Annotated in this window: 21 protein-coding genes; 1 reads left to right on the forward strand and 20 read right to left on the reverse strand. The window is 66.9% G+C overall.

Annotated elements, in window-relative coordinates:
• Positions 1-5 precede the first annotated feature (5 nt).
• On the reverse strand, positions 6-1,127 hold the full coding sequence (gene pilM / locus E6K79_02135) for a type IV pilus assembly protein PilM (protein ID TMQ66728.1): 1,122 nt from the start codon (positions 1,125-1,127) through the stop codon (positions 6-8).
• Positions 1,128-1,451: 324 nt separating this feature from the next.
• On the opposite strand from pilM, the gene E6K79_02140 reads away from it, so the two are divergent.
• Positions 1,452-3,560 carry a hypothetical protein gene (locus E6K79_02140; protein TMQ66729.1) on the forward strand — a complete coding sequence of 703 codons (2,109 nt, stop codon included), beginning with the start codon at positions 1,452-1,454 and terminating at the stop codon, positions 3,558-3,560.
• 13 nt (positions 3,561-3,573) lie between these two features.
• On the opposite strand, the gene E6K79_02145 is transcribed toward E6K79_02140, so the two are convergent.
• The 19 genes from E6K79_02145 to E6K79_02235 form a co-directional block, all read right to left on the reverse strand.
• Positions 3,574-4,842 (reverse strand): hypothetical protein, encoded by a 1,269-nt coding sequence (locus E6K79_02145; protein TMQ66730.1) that lies wholly within the window; start codon positions 4,840-4,842, stop codon positions 3,574-3,576.
• On the reverse strand, positions 4,839-5,624 hold the full coding sequence (locus E6K79_02150) for a hypothetical protein (protein ID TMQ66731.1): 786 nt from the start codon (positions 5,622-5,624) through the stop codon (positions 4,839-4,841). Before E6K79_02150 ends, E6K79_02145 begins: the two co-directional genes overlap by 4 nt.
• The gene (locus E6K79_02155) at positions 5,621-6,142 is read right to left on the reverse strand and encodes a hypothetical protein (protein ID TMQ66732.1); all 522 of its coding nucleotides are present in this window, start codon (positions 6,140-6,142) and stop codon (positions 5,621-5,623) included. Before E6K79_02155 ends, E6K79_02150 begins: the two co-directional genes overlap by 4 nt.
• Positions 6,143-6,178: 36 nt before the next feature.
• A complete protein-coding gene (locus tag E6K79_02160; GenBank protein ID TMQ66803.1) occupies positions 6,179-6,952 on the reverse strand; it encodes a prepilin peptidase in 774 nt (257 codons plus the stop codon).
• Positions 6,952-7,626, reverse strand: a complete 675-nt coding sequence (locus E6K79_02165; protein ID TMQ66733.1) for a hypothetical protein — start codon at positions 7,624-7,626, stop codon at positions 6,952-6,954. The genes E6K79_02160 and E6K79_02165 overlap by 1 nt, the downstream gene beginning before the upstream one ends.
• Positions 7,623-8,393: an ABC transporter permease gene (locus tag E6K79_02170; GenBank protein TMQ66734.1), complete on the reverse strand. Its 771-nt coding sequence runs from the start codon at positions 8,391-8,393 to the stop codon at positions 7,623-7,625. Before E6K79_02170 ends, E6K79_02165 begins: the two co-directional genes overlap by 4 nt.
• Positions 8,390-9,436, reverse strand: a complete 1,047-nt coding sequence (locus E6K79_02175) for an ABC transporter ATP-binding protein (GenBank protein TMQ66735.1) — start codon at positions 9,434-9,436, stop codon at positions 8,390-8,392. The genes E6K79_02170 and E6K79_02175 overlap by 4 nt, the downstream gene beginning before the upstream one ends.
• Positions 9,437-9,580: 144 nt before the next feature.
• Positions 9,581-9,988 (reverse strand): type II secretion system protein, encoded by a 408-nt coding sequence (locus E6K79_02180; protein TMQ66736.1) that lies wholly within the window; start codon positions 9,986-9,988, stop codon positions 9,581-9,583.
• 28 nt (positions 9,989-10,016) lie between these two features.
• Positions 10,017-10,427, reverse strand: a complete 411-nt coding sequence (locus E6K79_02185) for a type II secretion system protein (GenBank protein ID TMQ66737.1) — start codon at positions 10,425-10,427, stop codon at positions 10,017-10,019.
• 261 nt (positions 10,428-10,688) lie between these two features.
• Positions 10,689-12,071 carry a sigma-54-dependent Fis family transcriptional regulator gene (locus E6K79_02190; protein ID TMQ66738.1) on the reverse strand — a complete coding sequence of 461 codons (1,383 nt, stop codon included), beginning with the start codon at positions 12,069-12,071 and terminating at the stop codon, positions 10,689-10,691.
• Positions 12,072-12,096: 25 nt separating this feature from the next.
• A complete protein-coding gene (locus E6K79_02195; GenBank protein TMQ66739.1) occupies positions 12,097-13,854 on the reverse strand; it encodes a PAS domain-containing protein in 1,758 nt (585 codons plus the stop codon).
• Positions 13,832-15,055: a type II secretion system F family protein gene (locus tag E6K79_02200; GenBank protein ID TMQ66740.1), complete on the reverse strand. Its 1,224-nt coding sequence runs from the start codon at positions 15,053-15,055 to the stop codon at positions 13,832-13,834. Before E6K79_02200 ends, E6K79_02195 begins: the two co-directional genes overlap by 23 nt.
• Positions 15,056-15,076: 21 nt before the next feature.
• A complete protein-coding gene (locus E6K79_02205) occupies positions 15,077-16,159 on the reverse strand; it encodes a type IV pilus twitching motility protein PilT (GenBank protein TMQ66741.1) in 1,083 nt (360 codons plus the stop codon).
• 34 nt (positions 16,160-16,193) lie between these two features.
• The gene (gene pilB / locus E6K79_02210) at positions 16,194-17,891 is read right to left on the reverse strand and encodes a type IV-A pilus assembly ATPase PilB (GenBank protein TMQ66742.1); all 1,698 of its coding nucleotides are present in this window, start codon (positions 17,889-17,891) and stop codon (positions 16,194-16,196) included.
• A 219-nt stretch (positions 17,892-18,110) separates the two neighbouring features.
• Positions 18,111-18,593 (reverse strand): helix-hairpin-helix domain-containing protein, encoded by a 483-nt coding sequence (locus E6K79_02215; GenBank protein TMQ66804.1) that lies wholly within the window; start codon positions 18,591-18,593, stop codon positions 18,111-18,113.
• Between the two features lie 24 nt (positions 18,594-18,617).
• On the reverse strand, positions 18,618-20,717 hold the full coding sequence (locus E6K79_02220; GenBank protein TMQ66743.1) for a hypothetical protein: 2,100 nt from the start codon (positions 20,715-20,717) through the stop codon (positions 18,618-18,620).
• Positions 20,707-21,261: a hypothetical protein gene (locus E6K79_02225; GenBank protein ID TMQ66744.1), complete on the reverse strand. Its 555-nt coding sequence runs from the start codon at positions 21,259-21,261 to the stop codon at positions 20,707-20,709. The genes E6K79_02220 and E6K79_02225 overlap by 11 nt, the downstream gene beginning before the upstream one ends.
• Before the next feature lie 87 nt (positions 21,262-21,348).
• A complete protein-coding gene (locus E6K79_02230; protein ID TMQ66745.1) occupies positions 21,349-22,200 on the reverse strand; it encodes a PHP domain-containing protein in 852 nt (283 codons plus the stop codon).
• Positions 22,197-24,005: a tetratricopeptide repeat protein gene (locus E6K79_02235; GenBank protein TMQ66746.1), complete on the reverse strand. Its 1,809-nt coding sequence runs from the start codon at positions 24,003-24,005 to the stop codon at positions 22,197-22,199. Before E6K79_02235 ends, E6K79_02230 begins: the two co-directional genes overlap by 4 nt.

The raw sequence follows: 24,005 nt of genomic DNA on the forward strand, positions 1-24,005 counted from the left end.
CCCCCTTATCGCAGCGCCAGGCCGATCGCGACCGTCAAGACCGGGGCCACGCTCTCCGGCGACTCGCCGCCGAAGAGACCCGGGTCGTAATTCAATTTCTGAATCGGGTTCACGACTTCCACGGGGACCTGATGCCGCGTGCGCAGGAACTCGACGAGGCCGGGCACCCGGGCGCTTCCCCCGGAGACGAAGATCCGGTCAATGCGATCGGCATCTCCGGCGGACTTGAGGAAGGCGACGGCGCGATCGATCTGCACCGAGACGTCCTCGCAGGTGGCCTGGACGATCGCGGCGACGTCGATGCCGTTCTGCGCCCGCCCCCGAAGGGCGTTCTGCGCCTCCGCCTGGCTCACGTTGTGGCGCCGTTGGATCGCTTCCACGAAGGAGTTGGCGCCGAGGGAGAGGTCCTTGGTGAAGTGCGGGATCTGATCCCGGATGATGTTCAAGTTCGTGATCTCGGCCCCGATGTTGAGCAGCGCGACCGTCTCGCCGGGGGCCAGGTCGTACGCGGCCTCGACTGCGTTCTGGATCGCGAACGAGTCGACGTCGATGATGACCGGAGAGAGACCCGCCTCGCGGATGATCTCCGCGTGATTCGTGATCATCTCCTTCTTCGCGGCGACCAGGAGGACCTGCATCTTTTTCTGGTCCACGTCCGGATTGATGATCTGGAAGTCGAGGGAGACGTCGTTGATGTCGTAGGGGACGTGCTGCTCCGCCTCCCACTGGATCGCCTCCTTGGCGTCCTCTTCGTTCAGGCGGGCCATGAGGATCTTCTTCACGATCACGGCGCGCCCCGAGACGGCGGTCACGACGTTCTTGTTCCGGATCTGGCGGGATTCGAGGAGGTTCGTGATCGCCTCGTGCACCATCTGCCGGTCCATGATCTCCCCGTCCACGATGGCTTCGGAGAGCGGCTCGGATATCCCGTAGTTGACCAGGCGATCCCCATAGCGGTCGTGCGCGATCTCGACGACCTTGATGGAGCTAGAGCCGATGTCGAGACCAATCGTGCTCTTCTTATTCTTGCCCAAGCCGAACATGGTCGCGCTCCGCGTGTTGGTGGGATGCCTCTGCCCTTGCACCCGACTGGGGGACTCGCCGCGGCTGGATCGAGCAAGTTCCATGCCACGCCCCTTCCACACCGCAACGTAAGTCTATTTCGCGTAACGACATACGCTGCAGACTACCCGGCGTCGCAAATGGCGCTGCCGGTACCGGCTCTGCGTGCAAACCGCAAGATCTGGCCATCGTCTAGCCGCTCAAATCTCCACGTTTGTACGAGACAAGACCGCCGGGCGGGCCGCATTGACCGCCTCCGGTCCCTTTGCTACGGTGCCGCCCATGCTCGCGGCGGCTTCCGCTCCTGGCGTTGTCGCCTCGATATGGCTCGACTCACGATCCATCGGCGCTACCCCTTCCTATCTTTCGTTGTTTCGTTCGGAGCGGCAGTGAGGGGGCGCGGGCGGCTCTTCTTGATCCTCGCCGTCATCGCCTTCGCCCTGGTTCAGTTAGCCCGGATTCTTGGCGCGGAGCGGGTGCTGACGGGCGGCGAGCTCTCCCTTCCGCTGGACGACAGCTTCATTTACCTGCAGTACTCGAGGGCGATCGCCCAAGGTCACCCGTTCGTCTACACTCCGGGAAACGCGCCGACGACGGGCGCGACCAGCCTTTGGTACCCCCTGCTCCTCCTGCCGCCCCACCTCCTTCGCCTCTCCCCCGCGCTCTGCATCGCCTGGTCGATCGCGCTGGGCGTCGCCGCGTACGTGCTGAGCGCGCTCCTCCTCGCGCACCTTGGGCGGCGCCTCGGGGGCCCGGTCGGGGGGGGCATGGCGCTCATCCTCTTCCTAGCCAGCCCGTATCTCCTCTGGGGCTACATGAGCGGGATGGAGATCGGCCTCTACGCCACGGCCCTGCTCGGAACGTTGACGGTCTACCTGAGGGAGCGGCCGGGCGGGCGCTTCCCGACGCTCCGCTGGTGGCTCTTCGGGCTCGCCGGGTGCCGGCCCGAGGGGGCGATCCTCTGCCTCGTGTTCGGGGCGCTCATGGCGTGGGATCGTTGGCGGGCGTCGTCCCGGGACACGCCGGATGGCCCGCGCTTGGTCTCCGCCTCGCTCCTTCTCCCGCTGGCGGCCGCGGCCCTGCCGTTCGTGGTCAATCTAGCGCTGACGGGCTCGATCGAATCGACGGGCTCCCAGGCCAAGTCGGTGCTCGCGGAGCCGTATGCGGAAACCCGGGCCGAGTACCTGGCCAACACGCCGACGATCTGGCTCAACATCGCCGAGTGCTACCTGTCCCATTTCACGCTCGACGCGCGGAACCATTTCCTCCCGAGGCTCTGGTACCCGAGCGTGCTCGGAGCGCTGCTCTTCGTCCTCTTCGGATACCTGACGCGGCGTGGACGATGGGATCGAGGCTTGGCGCTGCTCACCCTGATCGCGGTCGGGATCGTCGTGAGCTCGATCCCGGTCTACTGGCAGATGCACTTCTATCGCTACCAGCAGGGGCTGTTTCCGGTCGTGCTCCTGCTGATCGGATCCGGATGGGGCCGGCTCGCCGGGTGGGCCTGGGAACGGACTCCTCGATGGGCGGGCGCGGCGTTGGCGGCCGCGGCAACCGTCGCCCCGCTCGCGCTCTGGATGACGATCCTCGTCCCGGCGAACGCCGAGATGGTCCGCGTGTACGCGCGCTGCTGCGAGAACATCTTCCACCAGCAAGTCCGCGTCGGCCGGTGGATCGATGCGAACCTGCCGCAGGACGCGCTCGTGGGTCTGAATGACGCGGGCGCGATCGCCTACTACGGAAACCGGACCACCCTGGACTTCGTGGGGCTCACCTCGGCCGGCCTCGCTCGCGTCTATCGGTCCGGGCTCGGATGCCTCTTCGAGCAGATGCGCCGGGTGCCGCCGGATCGCCAGCCGACGTACTGCGCGATCTACCCCGAGTGGTTTCCTTACTGGCGGGAGAGCGGGATCCTCGGCCCCGAGCGGTTCCGGGCGCATCTGGAGGCCAACTTGATCTGTGGCGGAAGCGACATGGTGATCTACCCCTCGTCCTGGCAGGCCGTGGCGCCGTCGGGGACGCCGGCCTTGCTTCACCCGGAGTTCGAGTCGATGCGCCTGACCGACTCGTTCGATCCGGCTTGGCTCGAGGACGAGCGCCGGCACGAGTGGAGGACCGAGCCGGAGGCGAAGGACGTGCTGCGGCGCTACGGCTACGCCGGTCGCCCCGGTCCGGCGATCACCGACGCCGGTCGGATCGTCCGGCGAAGCGGGAGATTCCGCGCAACGGTGACGCCCGGGAGGGATCTCGTGATCGTGATGCGGACCGACGCGTGGTATCCGAATCGCCTACGGGTCCTCGTCGACGGGAAGGATGCCGGGCTCTGGACCTACGCGTTTTCCGAAACGGCCTGGGTCGAGCCGCGATTCAGAGTTCCCGGAGGGCTTTTGACCCGGTCGCGGCCGGAGCTCACGATGGTTCGGGACGAGGCGGGGACCGATCCGGACGGCGCCGCGGGCCGGAACTTCAGCCCCTTCCGCATCTGGCTCTATCAGTAGGTCGCGGTCCCGACTACTGGTCGATCCAGGAGGAGACCTCGTAGCCGGTCAGCGCCGCGAGCCGGCGGATCATCGCGCTCGAGTAGAGAATCCTGGTCCCCTCGGTCACCTCCGAACGACCGGTCAGCGTCCCCTGGATCAGCAGGGAGCCGAGGATCGTCGGCGCCGCGCCGCCGCCGTGGATCGTGGCGTCGCCGAGACAGATGATCATGCCGCTCCACCGTGCCTGCCCGCCCCAATCGAGATTCCCCCGCACGAGGAGAACCCCGGCTCCGGAGAGGCTGTCCGAGACGGAGAGGTCCCCTTCCACGTTCACGATCTTGAGGTTCTCGATCGAGCCCCACGATCCCGGTGGGGGGTCGCGCTGGTCTCCCGCCAGCGTCACGTCGGCGATCCGGCTCCACCCTTCGTCCATCGCCTGAAGATCCAGATTCGTACTGGAGGAGGCGACGCTCGGGACGGCGCCGCTGCCCTTCACGCGCTGGGCTCTCGGACCGATCAGTTGAGCGGAGATCGCGTTCGGGTCGTTGGGCGAAGCGATCCCGGGGAGCGATGCCGCGTCCGCGACCGGCTCCCAGGGCGATTCGATCCCATGATCGCGCCCGTCGATCTGGAACCCGGCGCCGCGGAACGCCATGGTCCCCTCCGAATAGACCGCGGCCGGGACTGGCGGGAGCGGCCACTTGACGGCCTCCACCGTGACGATTCGTGTGTCGTGGCCGCTCGAGCCGGCGGCGGTCACGATGATCTTGGGCACGCCGCGGACCAGGTTCTCGCGAGGCGGCGTCGACGGATCGTCGTCGTCATCGCCGAACAGGACGACCTCGTTCGCGGCGTTCAGCTTGTATCGAACCTTCACCCACGGATAGTCGAGGCGATTCAATCCGGCCAGGCTGATCTGCCGGGATCCGGTCTCCGGGTAGTGCTCGCCGGCTTCGTCGACGGCGCCGTCCCCGTCGTTGTCGAGCCCATCGGTCGCCGGAACGTCGTGCTGCGGGTCGAGGCTCGAGGTCCCGGGCTGATTCACGACGTAGCGGCCCCATCCCGGCGAGTAGCTGCCAGGGGGCTGGCCGATGTACTGCTCGCGGCCCGGGACCGACATCCGGGCCAGGACCTCGCTGAGGCCGGCCTGGGCGTTCTCGAACGCCTGGGTGCCGGACGCCGGATCGTCGACGCGCTGCTTGTCGCTCCGGGTGAGGGCCACGTACGAAATCCCGAGGGAGGTGAGGAGAAAGAGCACCAGGATGACCATCACCACGATGTTCCCCGTTCGTGCGCTCACTGGACGTCCATCCCGGTCCACGGGGCGCTGCGCGGCACGACCGAGGCGGCGACCGTCGCGCGATCGTAATGGCCGCTCTCTAGATTTTTCTGCTTCGTCTCCGTCACCATGCTCACGATGACGGTCTTCACGCGTGGGGTGACGCCTATGCCGGGTGGAACCCCGAGGTCGCCGCTCGACACCGTCTTGCCGAAGAAGACGCCGACCGGGTCGCTCTCCGCTCCCGGCCGGAGCTCGAGCGCGGCTCCCGCCGAGTCCCGATAGGAGAAGAGGGGAACGTCCCTCGTGCCCGCCGAGTCGCGGGACCGCTGGGTGAGGCCGAACGCGACGATCTCGCCGTGCCCCGAGACCGGGGTCGCCGTGGGGTCTCCATCGGCGCCGACCTCGCGTCGCAGGACGAAGTCGAAGGGGTTCGCGCTCGTCGTCGTGATGGGGTCGGAGGTGCTCGGATCGAGGAAGTACGTCACGACCTCTCCGGGGTCGATCCGGTGGTTGCCGTTCCGGTCCAGCGTGAACGTGACCCGGTACTGAGACCCGACCAGGATCGACGGCTGAACGGCCGGATCGACCCCGTAGCCGGCGGAGCGCAGCTCCTGGACGATCAGGTCGACGCCGGTCCGGGCGTTCTGACTGGCCTCGGCCAGCTCCATTCCCAGCTCCACCGACCTCTCGCCGCGGACGTAGATCTCATAGAGAGAGCCCACGAAGAGACCGGAAAGCAGCACCGCGATCGTGGCCACGACCAGGGTGGAACCCGTGCCTTCCCGCGGGGTCTCCGTCATTGCACCGTTACCATTCCTGTCAGGCGAACCACCGACAGGGATCGCGTGTACCCGTCCGAGTTCGAGAAGATCAAGCTCCCGGACGCGCTCGCGCTTCCGTCGGGGAGAAACCGGAGGGTATCGGTCGGAAATGGGTTCGTGCCCGCCCGATCGACACGGAGCGACGCCGGGAGGGTGACCGCGCCATCGGTCGGTTCGCCCTCGTCGAGCTTCCCGTTGCCGCTCTGATCCTCCCAGGAGCCCCAGCGGTTCTCGGCGGCGCTCCACCAGACGACGGTTACGCGATTGTCGGTGATGGCCTTCTGGCGCACGACGCGGAACATCGCGGCGACCCGCTGCACCTGCTTGTTCAGCTCAATGCTTCTCATGAACCGGTTGAATCCGGGAACCGCGCTGGCGGTGACGATCCCGAATATCAGGAGCACGACGACGAGGTCCGAGAGGCCGAACCGGCCCTCCCGCCTGCGTCTTTGCCTTCGACCCCGGGCCGTCCGTTTCTTGGTCATACTTTCTCCCATGGATTCCGGAGGCCGTGGCCGCGCGGACCGCGCGCCTCAGGGAATGAGTGATCGATACCAGCCAAAGAGTCTGTCGCCGTAGAGGAAGAGGACGATCGCCGCGGGCGCGAGGAAGGTTCCGAACGGGATGGCCGTTCGCCGCGAGCCCTTTCCCATCGCGATCAGAAGCGCGCCGAACACCGACCCGGCGAGCGAAGCCAGAAAGATGGCGCCGAACACGCCGGCGGCGCCGAGGAACGCTCCCATCATCGCCGCGAGCTTCACGTCGCCGCCCCCCATTCCGGGAACGCCGGTCGTGCGCTCGTACGCGTACCCCACGAGCCAGAGGCTGACGCCGCCGGCCGCCGCGCCGAGGAGCGCCGCACCGATTCCGGGAGGCGCGAAGAGGCTTGCGGCGAGGCCCAAACCGACTCCCGGAATCGTCACGACGTCCGGGATCGTTCGGGTATCGAGGTCGATCCACGCCACCGCGAGGAGCGCCAGCAGAAACGCCGCGTGCGGCACCCAGAGCACGGGGTGCGCGACGTGGCGCACGAGAAGCCAGAGGAGAACTCCCGCCGTCAGCTCCACGATCGGGTAACGCCATGGGATCGATTTCTTGCAGTCCCTGCAGCGGCCGCGGAGGATCGCGAACGAGAGCAACGGCACGTTGTCCCACGGCCGGATCCGCTTCTTGCAGCGCGGACAGCGCGAGGGCGGCAGAACGATCGACTCCCCGCGCGGGAGGCGCGCGATGACGACGTTGAGAAAGCTCCCGAGGACGAGGCCCACGATGAAGGCGACTCCCTGAATGAACGCTCCGGATCCGATCACGGCTGCACCCCCTCGCCGAGGCCGCGGAGCTCGCGCCGCGCGATCTCCTGCATGTACTTGTTCCCTGTCGCGAGCACGCGCTTCCAGAGCAGCGTCGCCATCCCTCGGTTCCCCGCCTTCTCGCTCGCGAAGGCCGCGAAGCGCTCGACGTACTCGGGGTGGCCCGGCATCCGGCTCGCCCACGTGAAATAGCGGCTCGCGGCGGCGAAGTCGTGTCGACAGACGTACTGGAGGAAGCCGGCCTCGAACGCCAGGTTCCAGTTGTCCGGGTTCGCCATCCTGCCCCGCTCCAAGAGCTGGAGCCCGCGATCCGGCTTCTTCATCTCCTGGGCCAGCACGAACCCGCCGAAGATGTACGGCTGGATGAACGCCGGATCCAAATCCGCGACGATGTCCATCACGTGCCCGATCATGTCGAACTTCATGTCCGTCTGGCGATGCTCCCCGTAGTACTGGATTCCCCGGAGCCAGGCGATGTCGGCGGCCGCCGTCTCATAGCCGAGCGCTGCCTGCCGGACCATGAGCCCCGACGGGTAGTAGAGGAGCTCGTCGGTGCCGCCCCACTGAAAGCGCCCCCTTCCCGCCTCATCGAGAAGATCCGCGCCCGCGACCAGCGCTCCCGCGGCGAGAAACGGCATGAGCGGCGCGGCCCATCTCCAGAGCCGCCTCACCGGAAGTCCCTTCGCTCGAAGATGGCGCCGGCGATCGTGAGGACGGCCCCCATGTAGAGGAGCGCGTAGCTCACGCCGAACGCGATCCGCTCCGGGGGCACGGCGACGCCGTGCGTCACCATGCCGCGGACATTGAAGGTGGAGAGGTGCGGGAGCGCCCAGTAGAACGCCCCGGTCAGGCCGGCCACGAACGACGACTCACCCTGACCGCCGAAGTAGAGAATCTGCTCGGCGAAGCTGCCGGTCACGATGACGCCGAGCGTGAAGAACGCCGTCAATCCCGGCGTCGTGAACGACGAGAAGAGGATGACGAACGCGGTCACGATGCCGAGCTCCATCAGGGTCAGCAGGAGGGAGCCGAGGAGAATCCACGGCGTCTCGTGGTGGACCACCGTCAACAGGGCGAGGACCATCAGGGTCATCCCCGAGAGGAGGAACCCGGTTGTCGTCCAGAGGCCGAGGAACTTGCCCATCAGAAATTCGGCGCGGCAGATCGGCTTGGCCATCACGGCGTAGATCGTGCGGCGGTCGAGCTCCTTGTGGAGCAGGCTCGAGCCGAGAAAGACCGCTAGGAGGGTCGCAAGCAACGAGGAGCCCGCGAGACCGAAGTCGGTCACGACCTTCTTCCCCTCGCCCAGCGCGAGTGGCGAGAGGACCTGGGAGGCGAAGACCAGCGCCGCGCCGAAGATCGCGAGCACGAGCACGATCCGCTCCCGGAGCACCTCGCGAATGGTGTTCCGCGCGACGGCGAGAACCCGGCTCATCATTCGTTCCCTTTCCCGCGGCTCAGCGCGCGGACGAAGTGCTCCTCGAGCGTCTCCCTCCGCGGCTCGACCGAATGGATGAATACCTCGCTCTGCGTCAGGAGTCCCAAGGCCCGCTGCAGAGCGGGGCCTTCCACGACGTGGATCAGCCAGCGCGTCCCGAGCGGCTCCACGCGATGCCCGGCCGCGCTGAGCTCGGCGGCCGCGCGCTCCGGCAGCGACTCCACGGCGATCTCCCATTCGCGGACGCCGGTCGCGAGAAGGCCCGGCACCGTGCCGACCTCGAGCAGCTTGCCGCCGCTCATGATGCCGACCCGGTCGCAGATCGACTCCGTCTCGGCGAGCACGTGGCTCGACATGAGAATCGTCGTGCCCCGCGTGCGCTCCTCGCGCAGGATCTGCTTCACCTCCGCGCGCCCGATCGGGTCGAGGCCCGACATCGGCTCGTCCAGGACCAGAAACGTGGGCTCGTTCAGGAGCGCCTGCGCGAGCCCGAGCCGCTGGGTCATTCCCTTCGAATATTTCCGGAGCGGCTTCCGGGCGTGCGCCGCGAGCCCGAGACGCTCGAGCAGCGTCGCGCCCGTCCGCCGCCCGGCTCGCGCGTCCAGGCCGAAGAGGGCGCACGTGAGCTCGAGATACTCGGTGGCGGTCAGGTGGTCGTAGAAACACGGGTTCTCCGGGAGATAGCCGAGCCGCCGGCGCGCCTCAGGGTCGCGCGGGTCGCGGCCGTCGAGGCGGATCATGCCCCGCGTCGGCTTGGCCAGCCCCAGGATCAACTTGATCGTGGTCGTCTTCCCGGCGCCGTTGGGGCCGAGGAGCCCGAAGATCTCGCCGCGCCCCAGCGTGAACGAGAGGCCGTTCACGGCAGTGAACGGCTTCAAGGTCATCGGATCCCGATAGACCTTTGCGAGTCCTTCCACTTCCAAGAGGGCGAGCGGCTCCACTTCCCGGATCGACCCCGTCGGTGCCGGCGCGACGCGGCCCGCTTGATTGACGTTCTCCCGCTGCGTCATCCCGATTCCGTTCCCCCGATTCCGCCTGATCACCGACGATTCCCGTTCCCCACGGTTTCACCGTGGGCAAGAGCCATGCCAGGGCTCTTGGGGGCCCGCCGGCGCCCGAAACCCCCTAAAAAAGAAAGGCGGCGGATCCGATGGTCCGGAATCCGCCGCCCACGAGACCGTCCTTGGTTAGCCGTTGGTCAAGGACAGCGACAGAAGCGCCGTCTTGCCAAAGCCCTGAATCGTGTAGCCGGTCGTCGACACCACGGTCGTGCCATAGCGACCCTGAGCGGCCGGGGCCACCCACAGCGCAGCCTCGTCCACCACGCCGGTGAACGGGTTGGTCGGATACGTGCCGCTCGGCATGTTCGCCTTCACGGCCGCAGCGTCCGCCGCCACCGGGTACGTACCCGTGTTCTTCACGGCGAAGTCTTCGATCGCGAGCTGGAAGCTGTGCATGTTCGCCTTCACGCTCGCCTCACGGGCCCGGTTCTGCATCGCGATGAAGTTCGGAATCGCGATTGCCGCAAGGATCCCGATGATGACAACCACGATCATGAGCTCGATGAGGGTGAAGCCCTTCTCGTTGCGAAACATGGTAGTTCTCCTTTCGTGTGCGCCATCCTTAGCCATTGGTGAGTTGGAGCCCCAACAGGGCCGCCTTACCGTAGCCCTTGATGGTGTAGCTGCTGGTGGTAACCGGATTCGCGCCGTAGCGCCCTGGCGCCGCCGGATCGGCACCCCAGAGCGCGGCCTCGTCCACAACGCCGGTGAACGGGTTGGTAGGAAACGTGCCGCTCGGCATGTTCAACTTCACGGCTGCCGCGTCCGCCGCCACCGGATAGACGCCTGCGGTCTTGGTGGCGAAGTCTTCGATCGCGAGCTGGAAGCTGTGCATGTTCGCTTTCACGCTAGATTCGCGTGCGCGGTCCTGCATCGCGATGAAGTTCGGGATCGCAATCGCCGCGAGAATTCCGATGATGACGACCACGATCATCAGCTCGATCAGCGTGAACCCCTTTGTATTCTTGAGCATCGTTACCGCACCTCCCTTCGCCCCTGTCCTCCATGACTGGGCTGATGGCTTGACTCTTCACCGGGAGGTAAAAGCAACGTCTGTGCCATGGTGCGATTCGGGGCGTGTCGCGGAGGCATCCGCAAGTGAAGCCTCGCGTTGCCGCCGAGGCACGAGAGAGCCGAGTTCGGCCTCCCGCGCTCTTCCGCGCAAGTTGCACACTGGGGACCCCGCAATCCACATATTGCAATGTGGAAGGGGGTGCCGGTCAAAATGCGGCCGCTACAGCTCCGCTTCGATGCCGTCCTTCTCTTGAACCAGGCCGTAGGAGAGAAGCTTTCGGTAGAGCGTGGAGGGGTTGATCCCCAGGATCTCCGAGGCCCGCTTTTTCTGTCCGCTCGTATGGTGGAGCACCTTCATGATGTACTCCCGCTCGAGCTCGTCGAGCGTCATGGTCGGATTGTCGATCACGAGGCTCCCGCGCCCCTTGTTGCCCTGGAGCACCCGCTCCGGTAGATCCTCGGGAGTGATCACGCCGTTTTCCGTCAGGATCACCGCCCGCTCGATCACGTTTTCCAGCTCCCGCACGTTGCCCGGCCAGTCGTACGCGAGCAGCGCGTCGCGGGTCTCCTTGTTGAGCGTCTTGGGCTCCTTGCCGACGGTCAGCTTTTTCAGGAAGTGCTCGACCATCTCCTCGATGTCTTCCTTCCGCTCCCGAAGGGCCGGCAAGCGGATCTGGATCACGTTGAGCCGGTAGAAGAGGTCCGCCCGGAAGCGGTTCTCCGAGACCGCCCGCTCGAGATCGGCGTTCGTCGCGGCGATGAGCCTCACGTCGATCTTGCGCGGCTTGGTTCCCCCGACGGGGATGATCTCCCGCTCCTGAAGCGCCCGGAGCAGCTTGACCTGCGTCGCGGGCAGCGTCTCTCCCACTTCGTCCAGGAAGAAGGAGCCGCCGCCGGCCACCGCGAGGAGTCCCTCCTGGTCTCGCACCGCCCCCGTGAAGGAGCCCTTCACGTGACCGAACAGGTTCGACTCGAGCAAATCTTTAGGGAGCGCCCCGCAGTTGATCGAGACGAACGGGCCGTCGGCCCGCAGGCTCAGGTAGTGGATCCGCTTCGCGATCAGCTCTTTCCCGGTGCCGCTCTCCCCGACGATCAGGATCGTCGAGTCGGAATCAGCCACCTTCTCCACGAGCTTCAGGACCTTCTGGATCTGCTCGCTGTGGCCGATGATCTCCTTCGTGTCGTCGGTTTTCTTCAGCTGGCGCTTCAGGAGGACGTTCTCCGACTGAACGCGCCGCATCGCGAGCGCGTTCTTGATGACCAGCCGGATCTCGTCGTTCTTGGCGCTCTTCTCGAGGTACTGGAAGGCGCCCCGGTTCAGGGCGTCGATCGCCGATTTCTGGGAAGCGAATGCCGTTCGGATGACAACCGGGATGCTCGAGTCGATCTTCTTGACGCCGGAAAGGACCCCGAGTCCGTCAATCTCGCCGGGCATCTTGATGTCGGTGACCACGACGTCGAAATTCTCCTCCTCCGCCTTCTGCAGGGCATCCCGGCCGGAGCGGGCCACGTGTACCTCGTAGCCCTCCTTGGAGAGGAGGATCGAGAGAAACTGAACCATGCTCTCTTCGTCGTCTACGATCAGGATCTTCTCGCCGGCCACAGGACCACCCTCGCTCTAGATAGAGTTACGCCGCGTGCGCGACGCTTCGCGCCGGATTGTCGGCCTGCGGCAACCACAGACGCATCGTGGTCCCCTCACCGATCCGGCTCTCGACCTCAAAGTTTCCGCCATGGCGCTCTACGATCCGGTTGGCGATCGCCAGACCCAGACCGGTCCCGCCCTGCTTCGTTGAGAAAAACGGCTCGAATACCTGCGCGACGTCCTTGTCGCCGATCCCCGTCCCCGTGTCCGCGACTTCCATCACGACGCGCGGCCCCCCCGCTCGTCCCCAGGCGCCGGGCGTCCGCCGCTCTTCGCGGATCCGCACCGTCACGTTGCCCGTTCCCTCGATGGCCTCGAAGGCGTTGATCAGGAGATTCGTCATCACCTGCTTCATCTGGTCGAAGTCCGCGCGGACCCAGACCGGCACGTTCGGACCCTCGAGCAAAACCTTCTTTCCCTTCCCGGCGCTTTCGTGCCGGCGCGCGATCTCGATCGATTCGGACGCCAGGGCCGCCAGCTCGACCTTCTCGGTCTTGAGCGGGCGCTCCCGCGCGTACTCGAGCAGCTCCGAGACGAACCGCTCGAGCCGCTCCGACTCCCGCACGACCAGGTCCAGGAGCCGCGCGTTCTCTCCCTCGACGTGGAGCTCCTTCTGAAGCACCTCGACCGAGCCGGTGATCGGGTTGAGACAGTTCCGGATCTCGTGCGCGATGCCGGCCGAGAGCTCCCCGATCGCCGCCAGGGTCTCCCCGCGGCGGATGCGATCCTCGAGGGCCTTCACCTCCGAGAGATCCTGGAAGAGCGCGATCACTCCGCGCCGCTCCCCGGATGCGCCCAGGAGAAGGCTCGTCGAGATTCCCAGCGGCACCGTTCGGCCGTTCGCGGTCAGCACCGTCACCTCGTATCGAGTCCCTTCCGTGCCCCGCTCCAACGCTTCACGGAGCCGTGTCGAGAACGCTTCGAGCCCCGGCCCGAACGTCTCCAGATAGTGGCGTCCTTGCACCGCCTTGGTCGGCACCGCCAGGATCTCGGATGCCGCCCGGTTCCAGTGCCGCACCGAGCCGCCTGCGTCGATCGTCGCGAGCCCGCTCGAGAGGTTCTCGAGAATCGTCTCCGTATCGAACAGTGCCCGGTTCAGCTGGGCCCGCGCCTCGTCCAGCGCCAGCCTGCCCTCGCGGAGCGACCGCCCGATCGCGCCGCCGATCGCCCCCACGATGAAGAGGAGCGGCAGATACAGGATCAGACGGAGCCGGAGCGCCGGCTCGCTCAACCGCTCGGTCAGCCCGTACGCCATCGGCGGCACCATCCCGCCGACCTCGGCCACGTAGAACGCTCCGTACGCCAACCCGGCCGCGGCCGCGAAGAGGAGCCCGCCCCTCACGGTGAGAAAGATCCCGCCCATCAGAGGCGCCAGCAGGAAGAGCGGCGCGAACTGGCTGGACGTCCCCCCGGTGAAGAGGAGGAGATACGAGATCACCGCGACGTCGACCAGGAACTGCGTCGTGAGAAGGGCGTTCACCTCCGCCCCGCTCTTCGCCGCGTGGTGGTACGCCACGGCCAGCCCCGCCGAGAGCGCCACCAAGAACACGAACGGGTAATGCCGAGTCAGGCTCAGGCCGGTGTCCGAGAACGCGACGGCCATCGCGGCCACCAGCGTGATGAGCGCCATGCGGCCGAGAATGACCGCCTTCACCGCCTCGCGAAGCCGCGGTTCCCCATCCGCCTTCGTTGTCGGGCCGGATCCGGCCTGCGGGCGACTATTTCCCCCCAGCGACCACATTGATCAGCTTGAACATCGGCAGATACATGGCGACGACCATGCCGCCGATCACCGAGCCCATGAAGATGATCATCATCGGCTCGATCAGCGAGGTGAGCGAGTCGACCGCGGTATCCACCTCGTCGTCGTAGAAGTCGGCGATGCGAGTCAGCATGTCGTCCAGCGCTCCGGTCTCCTCGCCAACGGAGATCATCTGCACCACCATCGGCGGGAAGACGTTCGATTGACGGAGCGGGGCGGAGATCGTCTCCCCTTCGCGGATGCTCGCGCGCGCGGCCATGATCGCTTCCTGAATCACCCGGTTGCCCGCGGTCCTCGCGGTGATCTCGAGGCCGGTCAAGATCGGGACGCCCGAGGAGATCAGCGTGCCCAGCGTCCGCGTGAACCGCGCCACGGCCCCCTTCCGGAGAACGTCGCCGAGCACGGGCAGCCCGAGGAGAAACTTGTCGATCTGGAAATGCCCCCCCTCGGTGGCGTAGTAGCGCCGGAGCCCGACGGTCACGCCGATGATTCCGCCGAGAAGCATCCACCAGTACCCGCGGAGAAAGTCCGAGAGCATCATCACGATCTTCGTCGGGAGGGGCAGATCGCCGCCGAAGGCGACGAAGATCTTGGCGAAGGTGGGGATGATGAAGATGAGCATGAAGGTCGTGGCCAGACACGCGACGGTCATGACCACGGCCGGATAGACCATCGCGCCCTGGACCTTCCGGCGCAGCGCCTCCGCCTTCTCGATGAAGGTCGCGAGCCGCTGGAGGATGTCGTCCAAAATACCTCCCGCTTCGCCCGCTTCGACCATGTTCACGAACAGCTCGTCGAACGCGTCCTTGTTCTCCTTCTTCGCGAGCGCCTCGGCCAGCGTAGTGCCCGCCTCGACGTCGCGCATCGTCTGACCGATGATGGTCCGGAACGTTGCCTGCTCGGTCTGCTTGGAGAGGATGTCGAGGCACTGGACCAGGGGAAGCCCCGCGTTGATCATCGTCGCGAACTGGCGCGTGAAGATCGCCAGATCCCGCGTGCTCACGACCGGGCCGAATTGGGGGATGTTGAGCTTGATCTCCCCCCGCTTCTCGCGAACCGACGTGACGATGATCCGCTTCTTCCGGAGCGCGGAGAGCGCCTCGTCCTGGGAGTCGGTCGTGACCTCCCCGGTCTGGATCTCTCCCGCTAGGGTCCGGCCTTTCCAAACGTAAACGGGCACGACGATTCCCCCTTGGCTCCGCTAGTAGGCGTTGATGTTGACGCCGACCTTCTCGAGCATGCCTTCGAGCTCCTTCACGTCGGAGCTGCGTCCCAGCGCCTCGTCCAGCGAGATGTGCTTGTTCGTGTACGCCTGGAAGAGACCCTGGTTCATCGTCTGCATTCCGTGCTTCGTTCCGGCCTGCATGAGGCTGTAGATCTGGTGCGTCTTCCGCTCCCGGATGACCGCCCGAACGGCCGGCGTGCAGAGAAGCATCTCGGCCACCATCACGCGGCCGGGACCCTTCGCTCTCGGAATGAGCTGCTGTGTGATCACCGCCTCGAGAACGAAGGCGAGCTGCGAGAGCACCTGCTGCTGCTGGCCCGATGGAAACGCGTCGACCATTCGGTTGATCGATTCGTACGCGGAGTTCGTATGCAGGGTCGCGAGGACCAGATGACCCGTCTCGGCGATCGTCAGGGCCGCGGCGATCGTCTCCAGATCGCGCATTTCTCCGATCAGAATCACGTCGGGATCCTGACGGAGGACGTACTTGAGAGCCGTGGCGAAGGTGGTCGTGTCGGAGTTGATCTCGCGCTGGTGGACGATGCACTTCTTGTGGTGATGGACGTACTCGATCGGATCCTCGATCGTGATGATGTGCCCCGCCCTCGTGGTGTTGATCAGGTCGATCATCGCCGCGAGCGTGGTCGATTTGCCGCTTCCGGTCGGGCCCGTGACGAGGATGAGCCCCTTCTGCTTCAGCGTGAGATCCCGGATCACCTTCGACAGACCCAGCGTCTCGCAGGAGAGGATCTCGTACGGAATCTGGCGAATGGCCACCGAGGTGACCCCGCGCTGGAGGTAGACGTTCGCGCGAAACCGGCTCAGGCCGGGCACTCCGAACGAGAGATCCAGCTCCTTGGTCGTTTCGAACCGCTTCCGCTGCTCTTCCGTGAGCACGCTGTACGCCAGCTGCTGCGTGAGCTGCGGCGTGAGAGGCGGGTGCGCCATCGGCAGGATCGAGCCGTCGATGCGGACCTGGGGCGGAACTCCGGCGGAAATATGAAGATCCGAGGCCCTCATCTTGATCATCTCGTCCAGCAGTTGACGCAATGAAACCATGTTTTCCTCCCTGACGCGGAGCGCTCCGGCGCGGCTAGCGGTCGGCCGCGGTCTCCTTCAGCACTTCTTCGGCGGTCGTAATGCCATTCTTTAACTTGATTAGGCCATCCATTCGGAGCGTCAGCATTCCCTCGGTCACCGCCTGCTTCTTGATCGTGCTGGTCGACGAGCGGTCGAGAATCATGTCGCGGATCTTGGGAGAGACCGGCATCACCTCGTAGACGCCGAGGCGTCCCTTGTATCCGGTGTTGTTGCAGTCGACGCAGCCTTTACCCTCTTTGAACGCCACCTTGCGGGCCTCCTCTTCGGGGATGCCCAGCTCCCGCAGGACCTCGGCGTGGAGCTTCACGTCCGACTTGCACGAGACGCAGACCTTGCGCAGGAGTCGCTGCGCCATGATGAGGTTCGTCGAGGACGCGACGAGGAACGGCTCGATCCCCATGTCGATCATTCGGTTGATCGTCGAGGGGGCGTCGTTGGTGTGGAGGGTGGAGAGGACCAGGTGGCCCGTGAGAGCCGCCTTGACCGCGATCGATCCCGTATCGATGTCCCGGATTTCTCCCACCATGATGATGTTGGGGTCCTGTCGCAGGAACGCGCGCAGGGCCGCCGAGAAGGTCAAGCCGACCGCCTCGTTCACGAGGACCTGGTTGATCCCTTCCAGGTTGTACTCGACCGGGTCCTCGGAGGTCATGATGTTGACCTCGGGCTGGTTGATCTTGGAGAGCGCCGAGTAGAGCGTCGTCGTCTTTCCGCTTCCGGTCGGGCCCGTGACGAGCACCATCCCGTACGGCTGCGCGATCGCGTGCGTGAACTCCTTGAGCGCCGACTCCTGGAACCCGAGCTTGTTGAGATCGATGTTCAGGTTCCCCTTGTCGAGAATTCGCATCACGACCTTCTCTCCGTAGATCGTCGGAAGGCTCGAGACGCGGAGATCGATGGAGCGGCCGAGGAGGCGCAGCTTGATGCGGCCGTCCTGAGGGACCCGGCGCTCGGCGATGTCCAGATCGGCCATGATCTTGAGACGCGAGGTGATCGCGGCCTTCATCCGGAACGGCGGCGACATCATCTCGTAGAGGGTGCCGTCGATCCGGAAGCGGACGCGCAGGGTCCGCTCGTAGGGCTCGATGTGGATGTCGCTCGCTCCCTTGCGGACCGCGTCCGAGATGAGCGAGTTGACCAGTTTGACGACGGGGGCCTGCTCCGCTTCTCCGAGGAGGGCGACATCCGGCGTGTCGTCGACCGTCTCCTCGATGACCTCGATCTCGTCTTCCATCCCCCGCATCACGGTCTCGAAGCTGGCAGCCGAGTCGTACGCCTTGTCGATGGCCTTCTTGATCGCCGACTCCGACGCGACGCACGGCTGCACCTCGCATCCGGTGATGAACTTGATGTCGTCGAGCGCGAAGATGTTCGATGGATTCGCCATCGCGACCGTGAGGCGGCGGCCGGTCCGGGAAACGGGGACGACCTGGAACTTGTTCGCGACGTCGCCGGGGATGAGCTTCACCACGGCGGGGTCCGGCGCGAAATTGGTCAGGTCGACGGCGGGCACGCCGTATAGCTCGGAGAGGAACTTGGAGAGGTCGTCTTCCTTGACGGCGCCGAGCTTGATGAGGGCGGACATGAGGTTGCCGCCGCCGGTCTTGACCTGAAGCTGGGCTTTCTGCAGCGCCTCAGGCGTGATGACGTGTGCTTCCAGCAGCTTGAGGCCTATGTTTTCCTGCTGCACGTTTCCGGCCCTCGATGTCGATGCTTGCGTGGAGGCGAGTTCCCGTGATGGAGGCATGGGAATGGCCGTGAGACGTTTCGCAAGAGGGGTGCCATAGGGAGCTTGGAAGCGCCCGATCGGATCGATCGCGCGCGTTACGAGGGTCTTAGAGGGGTCGCGGGGGAGTCGATTATCGCCCGGCGCGATGCAGACCGCCGGATTCTTTGCAGAATGCCCTGCTCAGTTCGCGATCGGCGATCCGGAATCGGCCGCCCCGGCCGGCGTCGAAAGGTAGGGTCGGATCCGCTCCAGCGTCCGAGGGCCGATACCCTTTACGCGAAGGAGCGCCTCCGGGGTCCCGTACGGGCCGCGCTCGGCGCGGTCCGCCAGAATCCTGGCGGCGAGGCCAGGGCCGATCCCGGGAAGCCGCTCCAGCTCCCGCGCCGTCGCCCGATCGAGGTCGATCCGGGACGGGACGAGCGACGGCCCGCGGTCGAAAGCCCGGCCGCCGGCTTCGCGCCCGCGCCGGAGCGGGCCTCCACCGCTGACGGAGTCCGTCGGCGTATCAGCGGAGACGCCGGGAGCCGCGTTCCGCGCGGCCGCATCCCGGGACTCCAAATCGGCCACGATGTCCTCGAATCGGGATTCGTGCGACCGTCTCCACTCCCGAAACGCGCTGCCCGCCAGGAGCGATACGAGGACGAACACGAGCCCGGCCCGCATCTCCCGTCCCCACATCCCCGCCCCCTAGTCGAACAGGTACCAGACGACGCCGAATCGGAACGACCGCCCCGGCATCGGCACCGCGCGGTCGCCGGCGACATCGTAGATCGCGCTCGGCGCGTGGTGATCGAGAACGTTGTCGAAGTTGAAGAAGGCGCCCGCGGGACCGAAGTCGGCGTGGATGAAGCCGTCGACCACGGCGACCGCGGGCTCGCGCACGATTCCGCGCCGGGGTCCCTGCGCGTGGACTTCGAAGCCGAAGTAGGCCGGGAGATCCCCGTGAAAGAGGGAGAGCCGGACGGCGGCCGCGCCGTCCGCGCCGTAGCGCGGGGGCGATCCGGCCCGCGGCGAGAGACGATCGGGCCCACCCCTCGCCCACCCGAGGCCGCGGAGCCGTAGCGCCCCGGGCTGGAGCACGAAGCTGACCGATCCGTGCGAGACCCACCCGTCCCCGCGCGGAGCGGCGCGCACGTCAACGAAGATCGTGTCGATCGTTTCGAGCCGCGAGACGTCCCAGCCGAAATCATCGTGGAGCCTCCGCATCGAGCCCTCGGCCTCGACCTTGACCGCGCGGGAGAGGGCGTACGAGCCTCGGGCCAGCGCGCCCGCGAGCCGGCGCGGCTCGAGGGAAGGGTCGCCCGAGCGCGAGATGCTTAGGAATTTGGGGTAGAGGGCCGAGGGCGGAGGCACGCTCGCCGCGCTCGCGGGCGAGAGGAGGTCGACCCACGAAGGACGCTCGTGCGCCCACTCGAGATCGATCCTGCCCGACGCCGCGCGTCCTTCGCCCCAAACGGAAAGCCGTCCGTCCAGAAGCGTCGGCGAGGCCTCGCGCCAATCCGCCGCGACGCTCGCTTCCGCGCCCCCGGCTCCTCCCAGGGAGCGGCGCAGCCCGGCCGCGGCGCGAGCCTCCTCGCGGCGGGACGCGAAGAGCGGATCGCCCTCGGTCACGAGCTCCACTCGCCGCGAATCGGCCCGGAGCGACGCGACCGGGATCCATCCGCTCGCCGACCCCAGCTCGCCGTTCCACCGGAGCGACCATTCGGGAAACTCCCAGCGCTCTCGGCTGCCGTCCGGCCGGACCCTGGTCCGTTTCGCTTCCCCCACGCGGAGCGTCCATCGGCTCAGCCTCCGGTCCCCCACGGCGCGGGCGTGAAGCGTCAAGCTCCTCGAGGCGATCTCCGCCCGACCCAAAAGGGTCTGGATCTCGCTCGTGAAGGGATTCACGCTGTCGGCCTCGTCCTCGACCGTCCACTTGAAGATCTCCCCCTCGACCCATAGATCGTGGCGGAGCAGGCGCGGGAGTCCTCCCGCCAAGGCGTAGCGCGTCGAGACGGCGTGGTGGAGCGGCGAGATCCCGTCGGACTCATGGCGCGCGTACGAGCCTCCGATCCCCTTGCCGAGGACCGGCGAGACGAAGCGGGCGCCCGTGTCCAGGATGCCGGCGTCGCCGTTCCCATAGTAGAGGGCGCTCTTCGCGCGCCGCTCTCTCCGGCCCTCGCCGGGAACGACGCGCGTGACTGCGCGCTCCGCGACCGGCTCCGCCAGGAGCGCGCCCGCACGGTCGAACGGCTCGGGCGTGAGGCCGCGGCTCAAGGCGACCAGATCCAGCGTTTCCTCCCCGTCGGCCCGGGGATTGTCGAGCACGGTCGCCAGATCGAACACGCCGATGCCGTACGGCCTGGCCGCGACGATCGTGCGGTCGGTCGGCAGGTCGGCGACGGCGCCGAGGGGGTAGGTCCGGAGCCTCGAGCCCGCGTCCGGAACGGAGAGGGCCCCGGTGGCCGCGCCGAAGAGCGGTAGCGGCAGAAAGATGGACGCGCGCCTGCCTCGGAGCGCGCTCTCGAGCGATGCGTCGCCGGCCTTTCGCTGCTCCTCGAAGTCGACCGCCGGAGCTTGGGCGGGCCCCGTCTCGCGAACCGGCACGCGCGCGACGCGGGTCGAATCGGGCGCCCGGACGCCCACGTGCAGCGTGGAGTCGCCGGCGGCGGCGGCGCCCGCGCCGGGCGAGCCGCCGGCGGGAGGCTGCGCCGACGCCGTTCCCGCCGAGAGCGCCACCGCCGTCGCGAAGAGGGCCGCGAGGCTCGCGGCGGCGCGCGCCCCTCGCGCGCAGACGTTAGAAGGCACGGCGCGTCACAGCCGGATGTCGGCTCAACCAAGGGAACGCCACGTTCCCGAGAACCGCGAAGATCGCGACATTGGAGGCGACGTGCTGCAGCATCGGGAGCGCGGCCACGCCGAGCGTCACGGGGATCGAACCGAACACGATTCCTTGCGCCACGTTCGTGACGAGATCGTAGGCGAGCGTCGCTACGAAACCGGCGCCGAGGAGGATCGCGGTGCGGACCCTCGGGCCCGGTCCTTGGCGGCCGCCTCGGGGTAGAAGCCAGCGCCCGCAAAGTCCGCCGAGCGCCCCCACCGCCCCGCCGCCGACGACCTGGGCGGCGAGCACCCACGGGTGGGGCGGGCCGTAGGGATTGGCCACACTGAAGAGAAGCCGAGCGACGGCGCCGATCCAGACGCCCCACGCCACGCCGCTCAACGCCCCGGAAAGAAACACGGCCACGATGAAAAGCTCCACAAAGAACAGGTACGGGAAGAGGATCAACTTCGCGTAGCCGCACGCGACCGAGAAGGCGATGAGGGCGGCGCTTCGAACGACGGTTCGCATGGGAGCGGGAGAGAACGCGGACGCTACCAGATGGTTTGGGTCCGCGCAATCGGAACCTCCGCGCGCGGGCGGAGGGTCAACGGGGCTTCAGCGGGGCGCGCGAAGCGGGCGCCGGGCCCGCAGGGTTTCGTCCAACTCTTTCAGTGCGGTTTCCGGAACCAGGACGCCCCCGATCGAAACGTCGGGCGTCCGCTCTCCGTGGTAGTCGGAGCCTCCCGTCATGAGCAGGCCGTGCTGCTTCGCGATCCCTTTGAAGCGCGCCACGTCCGCCGCGGCGTGCTTCGAATGCCAGACCTCGATGCCGTCGAGGCCGCGCGCGGCCCATGCGGCGATCAGGTGGTCGCGGTTCAGCGTGCCCGGATGCGCGAGCACCGTGACGCCGCACGCCTCGCGAACGACCGACACCGCTTCCTCGAGCGTGACGGTCTGCTTCGGGACGTAGGCCGGCGCGTGGTGGCCCAGGTAGCGCTGGAAGGCCTCTTGAAAGGTCTCGATGTGCCCTCCCTGCATCAGCGCCTCGGCCACGTGCGGGCGGCCGAGCGCGCCTCCGTGCGCGATCTCCTCCACTTCCTCGAGCGCGATCTTGATCCCGAGGCCCTTCAGGCGGGCAAGCATCTTTCGCGCGCGCTCCCGGCGCGAATCCCGATACCGCGCGATCGCGGCTACGAGGCCCTTCTCCAGGGGGTCGAATCCGTACGCGAGGAGATGGACGTCGATTCCGGCCTCGCTCACCGAGAGCTCCACGCCGGGGATCACGCGGATGCCGGAGCTTTTCGCCCGCTCCTCGGCTGCGGGGATCCCATCGAGCGAGTCGTGGTCGGTGAGCGCGAGGACGCGGACCCCGTTTCGCTCGGCCATCGCGACGACGGCCTCCGCCGGGTACGATCCGTCCGACGCCGTGGAGTGGAGGTGGAGATCGATCGTGGAGACGGCGGTCATGAATCGCGGCCGGCCGAGATCCGCTGCGTCAGCTCGCGGACCTTGGTGGTCACCTTGAGGAAGCCGGCGTTGAGCAGGGAGACCTCCTCAAAATGCTGCAGGGCCTTTTCGAGGTTCCCCAACCGTTCCATTGCCATCCCCAGATGATACCGCAAACTGATCGTCTCCTCGGGGCCGTGGGCCGGGAGCTCGAGCGCGCGCGTCAGCTCGCGGGCCGCCGCCGCGGGCTCGTTTTTTTCCAGATAACAAAGCGCGATCATCTCCAGGCACTTGAGCTCCATCGGTCCGCCCTTCGAGGCCACCTGGAACTCCCCGATCGCTTCCTCGTAGAGCCCCATCTCCATGTAGGCCATCCCGAGATCGTAGTGACTCTCGTGGTCCTCGCCGGAGATGCTGCTGCTCACGCCGGCCTTGAACTCGTCGATGATCTCTTCCAGGTCGACAAGATTGTCCATGCTGGCCGGAGCCTCGTCGCGCACGAGGACCGAAGCCGAGGGGCGCTTGTTGGGGAGCGAATCGAGATCGATCAGCTGCTCCGGGGTCGTTCCGTTCATGGCGTCGATCCGAGCCACGCGCATCCGGGCGCGGCCGTTCGACGGATCGAGCTCCAGCGAGCGCATGTATTCCGACCGGGAGAGTGCCCACTCCTCCTGGCCAAGGTAGAGCTCGGCGAGATTGAACCGCGCCTTGGCTTCGGCGAGCGGGTCCTCCGCCTGCGCGGTGACGTCGACGAGCCTGCGAAGCGCGGCTTCGTGCGTCGGCGTCACTTGCAGAAGCGAGGCGAGAAGCAGGCGCGCGCGAGGGAGATCCCCGCGGAAGAACGCGAGCTCCGCCGCCTTCCAGAATTCCTCGGCCGCCATCTCCCGATTCCCCGCGCTCAGATAGCTCGCGGCGAGATCCTCGTGGCGCGGGGGCGCGGTCTCCGCTTCGGGTACGGCCGCGGCGGGCTCGGGCTCTTCGACTTCCGGCTCCGGCGGCGCGGCTTTACGCGGGGCGGCCTCGGCCGCGCTCTCGGTCACGAGCGTGTCGGGCTTGAGCTCGTCCATGACGCTGCGGGCGGATGGCTCGTACGCGCTCTCGCGGTCCGCCGTCGATTCCTGCTCCGCCGCCGGCTCCTGCTCCTCGAGGGTTTCCTCCGGAGCCGCGGCCTCCTCCTCCTCCGTCACCGTCTCCGTCGCGGCGTTCGAGGCCGATGAGGCTTCGCTCGTGAGCCCGGGGGCGAGCGTGGAGGCGCGCTCGCGGAGGTGCTTCGCCTCATCCATCTCCCCGCGGTGCTCCAGCATCTCGGCGCGGCGCAAAAGCTCGCGACCGCCGCGCTCCGGCTCGTCGGCGCGCATCGAGATCTCGACGTACTTCTCAGAGAGATCCGTGTTCTCGGGGGAAAGCTGGATCACGAGGTCGATCACGTCGAGCGCGGCGCTGTGGTCCTGACGGCGGATCGAGCCTTCGGCGAACTCGAGGTAGTGGATCTGCGCGTCGCCGTGCAGGCCCTCCTTGGCGTAGAGGTCGCCCAGCGAGCGGTGGATTTCGAGGTCTTCCTTCGAGATTCGAAGGATCTTCTTGCAGACCGCGATCGCGTTCTTGAACAGCTCGGCCTTGGTGTACTCGGCGATCGCCTGCCGGTAACGGCGGACCGCCTCCTGCATGGCGCCGCGCTTCGCCAAGAGGTCGGCGACAAGGATGAAATCGTACGGATCCTTGTCCCCGCTCTCAAAGAGCTTATCGAACTCCGCGAGCGCGGCGTCGATTTGCCCTTTCGCGACGAGCTGCTGCGCCCGTCTCTTGATGGCGACGTTTCGGTCCAC

This window comes from Candidatus Eisenbacteria bacterium (assembly GCA_005893305.1).
In the GTDB taxonomy this organism is placed as follows: Bacteria; Eisenbacteria; RBG-16-71-46; order SZUA-252; family SZUA-252; genus WS-9.